Below are 15,611 nucleotides of genomic sequence, written 5' to 3'. Positions count from 1 at the left end.
GGCGATGCCGAGGGTGCAGGCGGGCGACGTCCAGCTCGGCTGGCGGGAGTGGGGAGAAGGCGACGTCACCGTCGTCTTCATCCACGGAAATCTCGCCAGCAAGGACTGGATCGAGCTCGCCGCGCCGTTGTTCCCATCCGGCCTTCGCGTGATCGGCATCGATTGGCGTGGCTGCGGCGACAGCGACCGGCCGAAGCCGGCGGCCGATTATTCCAACTACTCGATGCGGCAGCACGCCGATGACATGCTGGCGGCGCTCGATACGCTCGAGATCGGCTATTGCCATCTCGCGACACATTCCACCGGCGGCATCATCGCTGCCAGGATGCTGCTCGAGCAGCCGCAGCGCTTCGGCCGTGTATTCGCGCTCGATCCGGTGACGCCGCTCGGCATGGCCTTCAATGCCGATCAGATCGGATTATTCAGGGCCATGATGGCGAGCAAGGAGCTGACGCGGTCCGTGATGGCGACAGCCGCTTCTTCGCTGTTCGTCCCGGAGAGCATGGGGCCGAACATGATCCCCCGCTTTCGCGAGGGGCTAGGAGAGATCCAGGCGCTGTTCGACCGGATCATCGAACAGACTTTCGGCGTATCGGAGGGGATCTGGATCGGTACGCCGGTGAATCTGACGCGGGAGAAGGAGAGCCGAGAGCTGGAACGCCGCATGCCCGAGATCCGGCATCCGCACCTCGTGCTGTGGGGCGAGTGCGATGGCTGGATTGCACCTGCTGACCTCCGCACCATGGCCGAGGCGATGCCGGATTGTCGGCTCGTGATCGTGCCCGGCATCGGCCATTCGATGAATCTCGAGCGCCCTGCGCTTTATGCCGGTTATTTCGGGGCGTGGTTCGGAGGACTTGCCGCGTAGCAGCCAGAGGCACCGAAGCGTCTTCTAGCTGCAGCATCGATAGTGTCTGTCGTGACACCTGACATCTACGAACCGATTGTGCCGGAAAGCGGACTTGAAGATGATGTTACGAAACGATAGGAGCTGCGGTAACATGCTCAAGCCGCAGCTTCTTCGTCGCAGGTAAATAATTGAGATTTCGATATAATCTCTTTTCCGTGGCGCCCATGATGGATTGGACCGATTCATGGGCCAGACTAGAGGCGCCAAATTTTCAAAGCGCCGAGCTCCCGATTGATCCTCGCTCAAGTTGAGCAACCGGCCGGGCTACGGTTTGTCCTCCATCCGGTAGGCGCAAGTGGAGTTGCGCGGCGGCTGCTTCCAATTCCGAGCCAATCCTGGAGTGGGCCTTCTTGGTTCAGCTGTGCACCCAGCGCAGCAAACATGGCCCTGCTGATCGCCTGCTGCTGGCTGCGTAGGTGATCTTCGAGAAGCTTGTGCCGTGTGATGTAGCCTGCGTTTACTCCGGGAATGGAGTGGTTCATAAGAAGTTTGGCGTCAACTTCCGAAACACCGGCTGCTGTTGCAATCGTACGGAAGGTTTGCCGGAGGTCGTTGCCCCACTTCGACAGGATTTTCCGGTCCTCCTTTGTTTCCGACAAATGCCCCGATCCGCTGTCGGCCGGGAAGACCCACTCTTGTGCTTGCCTTGGATACATTTGCCTGCCGAACCGGATTGCGCGGACTAGGCAAAGGATCATCTGGCGCGACAAGGCTATATCGAACGCCTTCTTCTTGCCTCCCTTTGGTTTTGGGACGTGCAGCGTGCGACGCCGAAAATCGATGTCTTCTGGCTTGGCATGCTGGAGCGCCGTGGGCCGAGAACCGCAAAGAAGCGTGAAGAGGTGGAACTCTCTACGTACGGGGTTGTCGAGGGTGGCTACTTGCGCAAACCAGCCCTTTAGGTCGGCCGATCCCATCCCAGTGTTGCGGCGCTCCTCCTCATTCCAGTCGACCGCATCGGCCGGGTTATCTGACGGCAACGACCTGTTCGTCTTCCGTGCATGATTGTAGATGGCCCGCAGGGTGCGCATACTACCATTGGCCATATACGGCCCGTTTTCTTTGGTGACCTCATCGTGCTTCTTGGCCACCCGGGCTGGGTCGGCTGCGAGCTCCTTGAGGGGAGTGTCGAGCCATTCTGCAAAAATCCGTTCCACGTGATCGCGGTAGCCCTCGACGGTCTTTTTGCTGCGATTCTTGCGGATCAGATGGGCTTCGAGGTACCGCTGCCAAGCCTGCCTGAGCGTAACGCTAGCGACTGTGCCGCCACTTTGCATCGCCGGAGCGGGTGTCGTCCGTACGGTTTGTTTCTCGTCCTTTGGATGTCGCCCGCGGCTAATCTGGGCCAAGTACTCCTTGGCTACGGCACGCGCAGCTCGAGTCGACATCTCACTAGCATCGCCAATGGAGACCCTAATGGACGAAGCCCGTTTGCCTCCCTGCCTGAGGTCTCCCTGAACGGTGAAAGTCCGTCGTCGCTTTCCGATGACGACAAAGAAGCCTTTCAGCTCCGTGTCGCGCGCCAGGTACCAGCCGTCCTTCGGGGTGGGTAGCTGGGCAATGGTCTTGTCGGTGAGGGGAATTCGAATGTCGGCCATAAGCGAGATTCCCTGCCCGCTAAAACGGTTTTCAAACGGTGTCAGCGGATCGAGCAGTTGGAAGGTTCGTCTTCGAGGGAGCGCGAAGCTATGCGATAAAATAAGGAAACATCAATGGCTTACTGAGGGGCATCGTACCGTGGCGCGCTCTTGGAAGCTGTGGCAAAGAGCCGGTTCTGAACTCTTAATCAGCGGGTCCCAGGTTCGAGCCCTGGTGCGCCCACCATTGCCAAATCAGGCACTTATGGAAGATTGTTCATTCTTCATTCCGGCAGGCTGAGTCAGCGGCTGTCAAAAGAAGATAATCCGTTATGACTCACGGGGCTCGATGCGCGTGATGCGAAGGTGATCGCGAATCGTGGGTTGGACCCCACTCTCTCCTGTCGGGTCGCGATCGGCACCGTTGGCACCAGTCCCCACGGAGCTTCGCTTCATAGTCTCAGCTCAACGCGTGACCGGCTAGCCCGTATACCCACGGCTCATTTTCCTTTCGGTTCAGGAATCGCCGGCCCTTAGACATCGTCGTGACGGTATCGGTCATTCCGAGGCGGCTCTGTTGAAGGAAGTCGGCAAACAGACCCGTCTGCTCCCGCGTATCGACGCGGACGAATTGTCCCGCGAGACCCTTAAGATGCACGGCGGTGAGATGGATCGCGTCACAATCATTGCTGGCGACGATCGGGCCGATCACATGACCGCGCCCGAATTCGCGCTTCATGGAAAAACCGACGGCCTCTCCGCCGCGGCGCAAGACGGAGATTGACGCACCTTCAGAAAGCAATGCGAGCAGCTTCTGCCGGTTAGTTCCGAATGCGCGTTCATCCAGTGCCGCGATCTCTCCGATGCTCGCCGTGGACAGCGAGCTCAATTCACCGGCCAGAGGAGGCACCGGCGGAGGTGGTGAGACGAGTTCTCCTTGCCACAGATATACGGTGGCTTCCTTCGTGAACCCCAGTGACAGATACAGGTGATAGGCGGCATGGGTTGAGTTGAGGGTCAAATTCCGGTCGCCACACCGCTCGAAAACCTGCTCCATGAGCCAGCGGCCAGTACCTTGGGCCTGGGTTCGGGGCGATGTGATCACCAGGCCAATCGTCGCGAATTCGTGGCCATGTGGGAACCACATCGCGCTGCCGAAAACGCGGTCTATGCCATCAACGGCGACGATGCCGTGGCCGGCGCGGCGTAGGAAATCCCAGTCCTTGGGGCGATGCGGCCAGCCGACACCGATCGAAAGCGCGTGGAGCAGCTTCACATCAACGTCGTTGATGTCCTTGGCCATCAGCTCAAAGGACTTCACGCGTACCGTTCGTCCCATTCAACTCATCCATTCCCTCGCGGGGCTCAAAGCCCGCGGCCTATCCCCGCCGGCCTTCTGCTGCGTGCCGCACAAGCCCTCTTTTGCAGCAGCATAGCGCGGAAGGCCAGCAGGTTTCGCCTGTTTGACAGGCGGTATTCGGAATGTTTCGCCGCCGATGCGACTCGATTCAGCAGGGAAAGCTACTGGTTGCGGCCTATCGATGTCAGGCAACAGCAGGCAGGGTGAGCCCCAGTGAACGTTGAAGGCTTCGCTGGAGGGCTCGCCGCCTTTCCAGCCCTCGGTGGCCTGCCAGGCCGGTCTCAACGCGCCGCATCCCGGGCGAGGACCTGAGAGGACCACGTCGATGGCGTTCCTTTTCAATTCCGATGCTGCTCGGGCGGCTATTTTCCGGCAGGCCTTTGCGCGCGAGCTCCCTGATCTCGAATTCTATCATTCCAGCGAACGTTTCGAGCCGGAAAAGATACGGTACCTGATAACCTGGAACGCGCCCGATGATGTCTCGCGCTTTCGAAATCTGGAAATGCTCTTTTCCATCGGTGCAGGGGTCGATCAATTCAAGCCGGAGACCATACCTGGCCACGTCAAGCTCGTGCGCATGATCGAGGACGGCATCATACGCATGATGCAGGAGTACGTCGTGCTTGGGGTGCTGATACTCCATCGCGAGATGCTTGCCTATCGGGAGCAGCAGGGAAGAGGCCTATGGCAGGCTCTTGCAACGCCCCAGGCGGCCGATCGGCGCATCGGCTTTCTGGGCCTCGGCATGTTGGCGCAAGCTGCGATTGATCGCCTGAAGCCGTTTGGATTTCCGCTTGCCGCGTGGAGCCGCAGCAACAAGACGATCGAGGGCGTCACCTGCTTCCACGGCGATGGTCAGCTTGGCAGCTTCCTGAAAGGAACGGACATTCTCGTTTGTCTTCTGCCTCTGACGGAGCAAACAAGCGGCATCCTGAATGCACAGCTGTTCTCTCTCCTGCCGGCGGGAGCAAGGCTGCTGCATCTCGGCCGCGGTCCGCAGCTTGATCATGGCGCACTCATCGAAGCGCTCGATAGCGGGCATCTCGCCGCAGCGATGCTCGACGTGACCGATCCCGAGCCGCTGCCGGAAGACCATGCGCTCTGGTCGCATCCGAAGGTGATCATCACGCCGCATATCGCGTCCGTGACGCAACCGCATACGGCTGCGCAATCCGTCATAGAGAACATCCGGCGCCACCGCGCCGGACGAAATCCGATCGGCCTCGTCGATCGAACGCTCGGCTACTAACAGGAAAGATGCCATGTCACTTCTGATTGCCATCGAGACCAATCCGGATTTTGTACCGAAGACGGCCGTGCCAGCTCCGGAACGGCTCATTTCGGGCAATCCGTCCTTCAAGACCTGGGCGCAGGACGCCTCGAAGGGTGAGAAAGTGCTGACGGGCGTCTGGGAGGCAACTCCCGGCGAGACCCATTCCATCAAGGGCACCACCTTCGAGTTCTGCCACATCATCTCGGGTCTCATCGAAATCGAGGAAAAAGGTGGCGAGACGAGGACTTTCCGCGCCGGCGACAGCTTTGTGATGAAGCCGGGCTTTGTCGGCGTCTGGCGCACGATCGAAACCGTGCGGAAGATCTATGTCTGCCATTATGACTGAGACTCTGCTGAGGGCAGACCTGGAAGCGGCGCACCGAATATTCCACCTTCAGGGCCGCGTCTAACCGGATTCAACGCGGCCAAACACTTCATTCTCGATGAAAAATGCGGCGTGCGGTTCCGTACTGCTTGCATGAGGCGGCATCGTCTCGCCATTCGCAAATCCAGCAGTGATGGCGGGAGGTCGAAGACAAGGAGCAAGCCATGATTGCATTGAAGGACAAGGAACTGTTTCGTCAGCAAGCGCTGATCGGCGGCAGTTGGCGGGATGCGAGCACGAAAGCCACCGTTGATGTCATCGATCCTGCGAGCCAGAGAGTGCTTGGCACCATTCCTGACATGGGCCGAGACGAGACCAAGGCAGCAATCGACGCTGCGGCCGCTGCATTCAAGCATTGGAAGACCACGGCTCATGCGGAGCGTGCCGTTCTGCTGGAGCGCTGGTATGACCTCATGCGGCGCCACGAGCAGGACCTGGCGCTGTTGCTGACATTGGAGCAGGGCAAGCCGCTGGCGGAATCGCTCGGCGAAATCCGCTACGGGGCCTCCTTCGTCAAATGGTTTGCGGAAGAGGCACGCCGGATCAATGGATCGACGATCCCCTCACCCACGGTCGATCGCCGCATTCTGGTTTTGAAAGAGCCGGTCGGCGTCTGCGGAATCATTACGCCTTGGAATTTCCCCAACGCGATGATTACGCGCAAGGTGGCACCCGCGCTGGCCGCGGGCTGCACCGTCGTCATCAAGCCCTCTGAATTCACGCCGTTTTCGGCCCTCGCGATCGGTGTGCTGGCGGAGCGGGCAGGAATTCCACCTGGCGTGATCAACATCGTGACGGGCATGCCCGCCGACATTGGCAAGGAGCTGATGGCCAATGAGACCGTCCGCAAGATCTCGTTCACGGGATCGACCCGCGTCGGCGCGCTGCTGATGAAAGGCGCCGCCGACAACATCAAGCGGCTCAGCCTCGAGCTCGGCGGCAATGCGCCGTTCATCGTCTTCGACGATGCCGATATCGACCGCGCCGTCGAGGGCGCGATTGCATCTAAATTCCGCAATGGGGGCCAGACATGCGTCTGCTGCAACCGCATTCTCGTCCAATCGGGGGTCTACGATGCGTTCGCAGAGAAGCTCGCCGGCCGGGTCGCGAAAATGAAGGTCGGCGCCGGTACGGAAGAAGGAGTCGCAATCGGGCCGATGATCAATGGCGCGGCGATCGAGAAGATCAAGCGGCACGTCACGGACGCTCTTGATAAGGGCGCGAAGATCATCTCGGAGAGTGAGGCGGTGCCGGAAGGACGGCAATATGCCCGCCCTCTCGTGCTCGGTGGCGCGACGACTGAGATGCTGCTGGCGTCCGAAGAGACGTTCGGGCCGGTCGCGCCGCTTTTCCGGTTCGAGACGGAGGACGAGGCGATAGCGATCGCAAACGGTACGCCCTTCGGTCTTGCGGCGTATTTCTACACTGAAAACCTGAAGCGTTCCTGGCGTGTTGCCGAAGCGCTGGAGTTCGGCATGGTCGGCCTGAACACCGGCCTGATCTCGACTGAGGTTGCGCCTTTCGGCGGTGTCAAGCAGTCGGGCCTCGGACGCGAGGGATCTCAGCTCGGGATAGAAGAATATCTCGAGAGCAAGGCCCTCCATGTCGGCGGCCTGGACTGAGCGTCCATCGGATCTGTATCCAAAACAAGAAAGGGGGCGGCTGAACCGCCCCCTTTTTCTTGGCCAGCGCAGATCTCTACGACTGAAGGGCCGCGAGAGATCCCGAAAGACTTGCGCTCAGGCGCTCTTGCGAAGAGGCTCCAGGCCGACTGCGGCAGCCAAGCCGCCGATGCCGGAGACTTCGGTGTATTCATAGAAGGGGTTCGCCGGCTCGTGACCGCGGTTCACCCATACCTTGCTCTTGATACCCAGATCGTAGGCGGTCATCAGATCGTAGCGGAACGAGGAGGAGACGTGAGTGATATCTTCCGGGCCGCAGCCGAGCTTGTCGAACATGTATTCGAAGCCTTTCATGTGCGGCTTGTAGGCGCCAGTCTCCTCGGCCGTGATGACCATGTGGAAGGGAGCGCCGAGCTTCTCCACGTTGGACATGATGAGGTTCTTCATGGAGTTCGACAAGATGACCAGCGGGATTTCTTTGGCAACCTTGGCCAGACCAGCCGGGACGTCGGCATGTGGACCCCACGTGTGGATCTCTCCATTGATGCGCTGGGCATGCTCCGGCTTAAAGGCGACGCCATTGCGTTTGCAGGCGCGCTCCAGCGCGTTGTGCACGACGTCGAAGTACGGTTTCCAGGCGCCGAGAACCTCGTCCAGGCGATAGGCTGAAAAGTCCTTGATGAGCTTTGCCATCGCCGCGGCAGAAAGCTCCGAGCCATAGACACGGGTCGCGGCGCCGGCCATGTCGAAATTGGTCAGCGTGCCGTAGCAGTCGAAGGTGATGTATTTCGGTCTGAATGTCGCCATAGCTCCGATCCTTGCGATCTCGCACCGCTTGCCGGTACGACACGCACCCTAGCGAGCAGCCGACGAGATAAAGCGCCGATGTCGCGGTGGTCGGGAGCAGATTGTGTCGTATCGCATCGGAGCCGTGGCAGACAGTTGCGCGACGAGGGCTCTCCTCGTTTAGCCTCAATACCGTCGCCGCACCATGCCGGCACAAGATGCCGCAGTGGTGCCCAATCAAAGTCAAAACGCCCTCCGTCCATGTCCTGCCTGGGAGCAACTGCTGTCTTCGGCAACCTATGTTGAGCGCGGACACAACGGGCTGCTCGCACAAACATCGCGGCCGATCTGGGGGACAATATGCTGAGCAACTCGCTAATTGAGCTCGATCGCGCGCATCTGATTCACCCGGTCTCATCTTATCGAAGCCACGAGGCGACGGGCGTGCGCGTGCTGAAGTCAGGCAAGGGCGCGACGCTGACCGACGTCTCGGGACGTCAATTGCTGGACGGCTTTGCGGGTCTGTGGTGTGTCAATGCCGGCTACGGACAGGATAGCATCGTTGAAGCGGCTACGCGGCAGCTGCAGGAGCTGCCTTATGCCACGGGCTATTTCGGTTTGGGCGCGGACCCGGCGATCCGGCTGGCGGCCAGGTTGGCTGAATTGGCACCCGGCGATCTGAACCATGTCTACTTCACGCTGGGTGGCTCCGATGCCATCGACAGTACGATCCGGTTCATCAGGTACTACTATCATTCCAAAGGGAGGCCGCAGAAGGACCAGTTCATTTCCGTCGAGTCTGGCTACCATGGATCGTCGACGGCAGGGGCCGGCTTGACGGCGCTGCCCGCCTTTCATGCGGGCTTTGGGGTGCCCCACAGCTGGCAACACAAGATCCCCTCGCACTACGCCTATCGCAATCCTGTCGGTTCCCATCCCGAGGCTATCATCGCGGCGTCCGTCGCGGCCTTGCAGACCAAGATCGCCGAACTCGGCGCCGAACGCGTCGCCGCCTTTTATGTCGAGCCGATACAGGGGTCAGGAGGCGTGCTCGTTCCGCCGCCGTCCTGGCTGAAGGCCATGCATTCAGTCTGCAAGGAGCACGATATTCTGTTCGTTGCCGATGAGGTCATCACCGGCTTTGGCCGTGTCGGTCCGCTCTTCGCCTGTGAAGAGGACGACGTCGTGCCGGATCTCATGACCACGGCAAAGGGGCTGACCTCGGGCTACGTGCCGATGGGGGCCGTTCTCATGTCCGACGGCGTCTACAACACGATTGCCGATGGCGCCGGCAAGGCGGCCGTCGGCCACGGCTACACCTATTCCGCTCATCCCGTCAGCGCAGCCGTTGGGCTCGCGTGCCTTGATCTCTATGAAAACGGCTTGCTGGAAAACGGCCGGAAGGCCGGGCACCGCCTGATGGAAGGTCTTCGCGCGCTTGCCGATCATCCGCTTGTCGGCGATGTCCGCGGTCGCGGCATGCTGGCTGCAATCGAGCTCGTGACTGACAAGGAACTCAAGACGCCTCTGCCGGCGCAAGCTGACGCGGCGCGTCGCATCTTCGACCGCGCATGGGACAATGGTCTCGTGATCCGCGCTTTCGCGCAAGGCGTGCTGGGCTATGCGCCGCCGCTGTGCTGCACCGATGACGACATCGACGGCATTATTGAGCGGACAAAGACGACGCTGGACCAAACGCTCGAAGACAAGGACGTCCGCGCGGCGATGAAGGGATGATCACCGCGCGGTCGGTCGGCGCCATGGTTCTTAGCTGTTGAAGATGCTTTCGAGCGGCAGATGGGATTTCACGATCGGGGACTTCAGCACGACGAAACTGAAGTACTTGTCGATACCGATATCCATCTCGACCAGGCGTTCCATGACAGCCTGATATTCGCTGATTCCCGCGGTGATGAACTTGACGAGATAGTCGTATCCGCCCGAAACCAGATGGCATTCGACGACCGAATCGACCTTTTCGATCGTCGTGAGAAAGCGAGCGAAATCGATCTGCCGGTGATTCTTCAGGGTGATTTCAGCGAAGACGGTTAGAGTTTGTCCGAGCTTGGCAACATCGATCTGGGCGGAATAGCCGGTGATGAAGCCCTCCGTCTGGAGCCTCTTGACGCGCATCAGGCACGGGCTCGGCGAAAGATTTATCAGCTCTGCGAGCTCGACGTTGGAAATGCGCCCGTTCTTCTGCAGTTCGCATAAAATCCTGATGTCGATCTTATCGAGCTTCATAGCAATGCCATCAGATGGGGCCGACAACGGCGTCAGGGCTTTGAGTCTTCAGCGTCATATGCATCTTCATAGCATCAACCAGCAGCTTTTCCCAACGAGGCGGAAACTGCAATTCAGAACTCGCTGACCTTGCCCCAGGCGCTCATTTTCAGCCGCTCCGGCCTGTAGGGACGCGGGTCGACGATCGGCGAGCTGCCCGTGATGATATCAGCCACCATATGCCCCGCGCCTGGGCCAATGCCAAAACCGTGGCCGCTGAATCCCGCTGCAAGGATGAACCCTGGAATGGACTCAACTTCGCCGATTGCCGGAATGCCGTCCGGTGTGCTGTCGATGTAGCCGGCCCAGACGTTTGAGATTGCGACGCGCCGAATTTCCGGTACGAGCTCGCAAGCTCGTCGGTGTGTCAGCCGAATCTGCCTCAGGTCGGGGCGGGGATCGAGCGTCCGGTTCAGCTCCATCGGGGTCACCTCGTCGAGCCTCCATTTTGCCAGGGATTCGTGGCCTTGCCGCATGCCCTCGAAGGCCCCAGGGCTGAGGCTTCGCCAGCGGCGGGCGAACATGGGGAGGAATTCGCGGCCGAATCTGACCTGCTGCGGCGTCGGATCGACCCGCGCGCGCCCGCTGATGGCTAGCGTGTATCCGCCATTACCGCGTCGCGTGGCCGACACGAGCCCGGCGTAAAGGGCATCAGGCAGGCCGGTCGCGCCCGGGGCCAGGGCGAGAATCGAAGAGCGCACGGATGCCTGCGGGAAGCGAATTCCAAGCTGATTGCAGAACGAAGATGCCCATGCGCCTCCTGCCATCACCGCCGTTTTCGTCCGGATCGTGCCCGCCTCGGTCACCACGCCGTTGACGCGGCCGGCACTGAGCTCGATGCCGCGCGCTGCGCAATGCTGGTGCACGGTGCCGCCCGCCGCCATGATCGCACGCGCGGCGATGGGCACCGCCTTTGAAGTGTCCGCCGTCCCGTCTGTCGGCGAGAAGACGCCGCCCTTCCACTTGCGACCCGTCGCCTTGCCCCGACCGCTCGCCTCTTCCGAGCTCAACATATGCGTCGTGACGCCAACGGTCCTGGCGAAGTCTCGCCACTTGGCCCAGCCTGCCAGCTCATTCTCGTCGTTCGACAAATACAATAGGCCGCAGCGGCGAAAGCCCGTGTCTTCACCCGTTTCCTGGGCAACTCGTTCCCAGAGATCGAGGCTCTTGGTCGCAAGCGGCAGCTCGCGTGCGTCGCGGTTCTGTTGACGGCACCATCCCCAGTTGCGGCTGGACTGCTCGGCGGCGACACGGCCCTTCTCGAGCAAGGCGACCTTGAGGCCGCGCCGGGCGAGATAATAGCTTGCGAACACGCCCACCACGCCCCCACCGATGACCACGACGTCGGCCTCTCCTGGCAGGGAAGGACTGGATTCGATATGCAGGAGCGGCGCGCTCATCGGACAGGGATCTCCGGTAATTGCCCGTAGCGTAGCCGAGGAATTGCAGCAGGCCTCGCGGACTTTGGTCACGAGACCGAACATCCTGCGGTTTGCCGCCTTTTGCACGGGCAATTATTGCGAAAATACTTTGCTTGTGCCGCACTTGCAGGCGACGAGACCGACGCACGCGCTCCCGCGATCCATTGCGCTCCCTCCGGCTGGGCGCCGCGGCAAGCCTCGCGACGCAGACTGAAATGCCAAATCGGACTTCGTTTTCAGAAGTTCCTGCTGCTTCGATGCCGGCTTTCGGCGACTCCGGGGTGATCGACATCGTCAAGATCGGGAGAACCAATCGATCGATGGTCGAAGTCCAAAGAGGCAATTTGCATGAGCCTTGTCCAGGAGCAGGCCTTTGCGGAAGCGATCAAAGCCATGACGGAGCTTCGCTTCGATCGAGGTGGCCGAGCGGGTCGGCGCTGCGCTCTGAGCAACAGCTCTTGCTTCTTGCGCAAAGAGGCCTGAATCATGTCGCAGCCTCCAACGAAGGAATGGCAAGTTGAGCGGCGAATTATTGACCTGTCCAAGGAGCGTGGAGGCGCAGGGAGCCGAAGGCGCCGGCCGCAGCAAGATGACGGCACTGGCTTGAAAAAGGAGGATGCTCTCATGGCCTCTGGCATCCAGGCGGCAAGCCCCGTCGATGTCGCGCTGTCGGTGCGCGAGCTGACCGTGAGTCTGCCGGAAGGAATGGAGCGAGCCTACGCCGTCGAGAACATCTCCTTCGATCTGAAACGCGGACAGATTCTCTGTATCATCGGGGAATCCGGGTCGGGCAAGTCGGTCACCGCCAATGCGATCATGGGGCTTCTGCCGAAAGCGATCCGGATCTCCTCGGGTGCGATCCACCTGAATGGGACGAACATCGTAGGCCTCTCGCCCGACAAGCTCCGCAGCCTGCGCGGCCGAGTCGTCTCGATGATCTTTCAAGATCCTCTCTCGGCGCTCAACCCGCTGATGACCGTGGGCGCGCAGATCGAGGAGGTGATGGCCGCGCACGACGCCGGCACGCCGGCCTCGCGTCGCAGCCGGGCCATAGACTTGTTGATTGAAGTGGGTCTGCCCGATCCGCAGCTCATGTATCACCAATATCCCTTCCGGCTTTCGGGCGGGCAGCGGCAGCGGGTGATGATCGCCATGGCTCTGGCTCTCGAACCTGCGATCCTGATCGCGGACGAGCCGACCACCGCACTTGATGTAACGACCCAGGCGCAGATCCTGCAATTGATCCGCGACATTCAGCGCCGCAAGGGAATGAGCGTCATGTTCATCACCCATGATTTCGGCGTCGTCGCGGAGATTGCCGACCATGTTGTGGTGATGGAGAAGGGCCATTGCGTGGAGCAGGGCAGTGCCGCGCAGGTGCTGAAGTCGCCCGGTCATCTCTATACGCGCCGTCTGATCGCAGCCGTGCCCCACCTGAGCGGCAAGGACCGCGTTCCCTCGGAAGCCGGGGAGCGAGCGTCGATCCTGAAGGTCGAATGCCTGGCAAAGACTTATCGCAGCGGCAGCGCGCTTTTCCGTACGCAGCGCATCGTGCCCGCGGTCAATGGGGTCAGCTTCGACCTCACGTCGGGTCGCACGCTCGGCGTTGTCGGGGAAAGCGGTTCGGGCAAATCGTCGCTCGGGCGGCTGCTGATCAAGCTCATGGAGTGCGACGGCGGCTCGATTCTGTTCGAAGGCCGCGACATCGCCGGGCTTTCCGAAGCCGAGTTTCGGCCGCTGCGGCCGAAGATCCAGATGATCTTTCAGGATCCTTTCGCATCTCTCAATCCTCGATCGACGGTCGGACGAATTCTCACGGTCGGCCCGGTCGCGCACGGGATGCGCTACAGCGAGGCTGCCGAGCGGGCGCGGGAGCTGCTGTCACATGTCGGCCTCGATGCAGGCGCCTTCGACCGTTATCCGCACGAGTTCTCCGGCGGGCAGCGCCAGCGCATCGGCATCGCCCGGGCGCTGATGTTCAAGCCGAGATTGCTGATCGCCGACGAGGCGGTCTCTGCGCTGGACGTCTCGATCCAGGCCCAGATCCTGAAACTCCTGGATCAGATTCAGCGGGAGACCGGCGTCTCGATGATCTTCATCACGCACGATCTGCGCGTCGCTAGCCAGATCTGCGATGAAATCGCCGTCATGCATCGCGGACAGATCGTCGAATGCGGGCCACCGTCGCAGATCTTCCTCGACCCGAAATCCAGCTATACGCGAGAATTGGTGGCAGCTATCCCGGGTGAGCAGCCCGCAAGCACGCCCGAACATGCAGACTTCGGCCGACATCACAATCGAGGAGAGACGTTATGACCAAGCGTTCTGGGACGACATCGACCTACTCGCGGCGCGATGCTCTGCGAATGGTGGGAATCGGCGGAGCCGCCGGCCTGTTCGCGCCCAATCTGCTGGGCAAGCCCGCGCGCGCCCGCACCTCTCCGGCAAAGCCGAACGGCCGCGTGATCGTTGGGCTCGGGCAGGAGCCGACCGTCTTCAATCCACTGATGGTCCACATCGAGGTCGATGACGGCGTGCATTTCTCGGTGTTCGACGCGCTCTTCCGCATCGATCCTCAAGGCGTCATTCAACCCAACCTCGCCGTGGAAGTGCCAAATCAAAAGAACGGCGGCATTTCCGAGGACGGTCTCAAATGGCGCATTCGTCTGCGCGACGATGTCCGCTGGCACGACGGCACACCGTTCAGTGCCGAGGACGTGAAGTTCACCCTCGAACTGATCACCAACCCCAATTTCCGGAGCTGGCGCACGGCCGGCCATTCACTGCTGCGCGACATCACGGTGATCTCGCCCACGGAGATCTCGTGGCGAATGGAGGAGGCGTTTGCGCCGTATCTGTCCTTCCTGACCGAAACATTCATCGTGCCCAAGCACATCCTCGGGAAAGAGGCCAATCCAAACAACGCCCCGTTCAACCAGGCGCCGATCGGCACCGGCGCATTCAAGTGGTCCAAGCGAGTTCCCGGCGACCATCTCGAGCTCGTCGCCAACACCGACTATTTTGGTGAAGGCCCTCACATCGAGCGGCTGGTCTTCAAATACATTCCCGATCTCACGGTGCTCTACACCCAGTTCAAGAGCGGCGACATCGATCTCGTGGGCCAGCCCTACATCACGCCCGATCACTATGGGGAAGCCAAGACGCTGCCGAACCGCGTGGTGACGCTCGTCCCGAGGGCCTCGTTCGAGTCCTTTTACCTGAACCTCGAGCGCCCGCAGTTCAAGGAGCTCGCGGTGCGTGAGGCGCTTTATGCCGCGATCGACAAGGAATCGATCGTCCAGGGACTCTATTACGGGGTGCCGACCCCGACGGAGACCTTCATGCCGAGGCAGTCCTTCTTCTTCAATTCCAATCTGCCACTGCACCAATTCGACCTGAATCGCGCGCGCAAGATCCTCGATCAAGCCGGCTGGACGCCGGGCGCGGGCGGCATTCGCGCCAAGAACGGCGTTCGTCTGTCCTTCACCAACTCGACCACGTCGGGCGATCCCCTTCGCGAACAGGTGCAGCAATTCCTGCAGCAGACGTTTGCGCAGCTCGGCATCGAAATGAAGATATCGAACCTGCCCGCCGCGGTGATGTGGGGCGAGTTCTGGATGCAATCCCAGTTCGATTCCGTGATCGTCGGCAGCTCGTATCTGATCGGCGCTGACCCGGACGTCAGCAATCGCCTGCACTCGCGTTCGATCGGCGCGAAGGGCGGGCGCGGGTCGAACAATGCGCAATATGCCAATCCCGAGGTCGATGCTCTGCTCGACAAGGGCGCGCGCACCTTCGATCCCGAAGCCCGGCGCGCGATCTATTATCGGGTCCAGGAGCTTGTTCGTCGGGATCTGCCCTTCCTTCCGCTGTACCAGAGCAACGCCGTCGAAGGTCTCAAGAAGGGGATCAGCGGCTTCGTGCCGAACGGCAATACGCGCACGGAATCCTGGAACGCGGTGGCCTGGTCTTGGGCGAGCTGATCTCTCGCCGC

The 15,611-nt window shown here is 60.9% G+C and carries 12 protein-coding genes; 7 read left to right on the top strand and 5 right to left on the bottom strand.

The genetic code is table 11. The annotated features are described in order from the left end of the window. Positions 1–4 precede the first annotated feature (4 nt). Positions 5–868, top strand: coding sequence for an alpha/beta fold hydrolase (locus HZZ13_RS08095; RefSeq protein WP_197959105.1), 864 nt, complete (start codon positions 5–7; stop codon positions 866–868). Between the two features lie 284 nt (positions 869–1,152). Here HZZ13_RS08095 and HZZ13_RS08090 read toward each other — a convergent pair whose 3' ends face one another. After that, complete coding sequence (locus tag HZZ13_RS08090) at positions 1,153–2,508, bottom strand: tyrosine-type recombinase/integrase (RefSeq protein WP_197959104.1); 1,356 nt, start codon at positions 2,506–2,508, stop codon at positions 1,153–1,155. 439 nt (positions 2,509–2,947) lie between these two features. Beyond that, complete coding sequence (locus HZZ13_RS08085) at positions 2,948–3,826, bottom strand: GNAT family N-acetyltransferase (protein WP_197959103.1); 879 nt, start codon at positions 3,824–3,826, stop codon at positions 2,948–2,950. 346 nt (positions 3,827–4,172) lie between these two features. On the opposite strand from HZZ13_RS08085, the gene HZZ13_RS08080 reads away from it, so the two are divergent. From HZZ13_RS08080 to HZZ13_RS08070, 3 genes are all read left to right on the top strand, one after another. Further along, entirely contained in the window at positions 4,173–5,096 is a 924-nt protein-coding gene (locus tag HZZ13_RS08080) for a 2-hydroxyacid dehydrogenase (protein ID WP_197959102.1), read from the top strand. Positions 5,097–5,109: 13 nt separating this feature from the next. Beyond that, positions 5,110–5,466: a cupin domain-containing protein gene (locus HZZ13_RS08075; RefSeq protein WP_197959101.1), complete on the top strand. Its 357-nt coding sequence runs from the start codon at positions 5,110–5,112 to the stop codon at positions 5,464–5,466. Between the two features lie 203 nt (positions 5,467–5,669). Continuing rightward, on the top strand, positions 5,670–7,127 hold the full coding sequence (locus tag HZZ13_RS08070) for an NAD-dependent succinate-semialdehyde dehydrogenase (RefSeq protein ID WP_197959100.1): 1,458 nt from the start codon (positions 5,670–5,672) through the stop codon (positions 7,125–7,127). Positions 7,128–7,244: 117 nt separating this feature from the next. Here the strand turns inward: HZZ13_RS08070 and HZZ13_RS08065 are convergent, their stop codons facing one another. Next, positions 7,245–7,934: a haloacid dehalogenase type II gene (locus tag HZZ13_RS08065; RefSeq protein ID WP_197959099.1), complete on the bottom strand. Its 690-nt coding sequence runs from the start codon at positions 7,932–7,934 to the stop codon at positions 7,245–7,247. 339 nt (positions 7,935–8,273) lie between these two features. On the opposite strand from HZZ13_RS08065, the gene HZZ13_RS08060 reads away from it, so the two are divergent. Continuing rightward, complete coding sequence (locus HZZ13_RS08060) at positions 8,274–9,650, top strand: aspartate aminotransferase family protein (protein WP_197959098.1); 1,377 nt, start codon at positions 8,274–8,276, stop codon at positions 9,648–9,650. Positions 9,651–9,680: 30 nt separating this feature from the next. On the opposite strand, the gene HZZ13_RS08055 is transcribed toward HZZ13_RS08060, so the two are convergent. Next, positions 9,681–10,157: an Lrp/AsnC family transcriptional regulator gene (locus tag HZZ13_RS08055; RefSeq protein ID WP_197959097.1), complete on the bottom strand. Its 477-nt coding sequence runs from the start codon at positions 10,155–10,157 to the stop codon at positions 9,681–9,683. A 113-nt stretch (positions 10,158–10,270) separates the two neighbouring features. Further along, positions 10,271–11,596: an NAD(P)/FAD-dependent oxidoreductase gene (locus HZZ13_RS08050; protein ID WP_197959096.1), complete on the bottom strand. Its 1,326-nt coding sequence runs from the start codon at positions 11,594–11,596 to the stop codon at positions 10,271–10,273. Between the two features lie 645 nt (positions 11,597–12,241). Between HZZ13_RS08050 and HZZ13_RS08045 the strand changes: the two genes are divergently transcribed. Together HZZ13_RS08045 and HZZ13_RS08040 are read left to right on the top strand one after the other, a co-directional pair. Beyond that, entirely contained in the window at positions 12,242–13,933 is a 1,692-nt protein-coding gene (locus tag HZZ13_RS08045) for an ABC transporter ATP-binding protein (protein WP_197959181.1), read from the top strand. Continuing rightward, positions 13,930–15,600 carry a peptide ABC transporter substrate-binding protein gene (locus HZZ13_RS08040; RefSeq protein ID WP_197959095.1) on the top strand — a complete coding sequence of 557 codons (1,671 nt, stop codon included), beginning with the start codon at positions 13,930–13,932 and terminating at the stop codon, positions 15,598–15,600. Before HZZ13_RS08045 ends, HZZ13_RS08040 begins: the two co-directional genes overlap by 4 nt. Positions 15,601–15,611 lie beyond the last annotated feature (11 nt).

Origin of the sequence: Bradyrhizobium agreste, assembly GCF_016031625.1 — a bacterium.
Classification (GTDB): domain Bacteria; phylum Pseudomonadota; class Alphaproteobacteria; order Rhizobiales; family Xanthobacteraceae; genus Bradyrhizobium; species Bradyrhizobium agreste.
The sequence above is the reverse complement of the archived record's forward strand: the minus strand, read 5'-3'. Positions and strand labels throughout refer to the sequence as shown.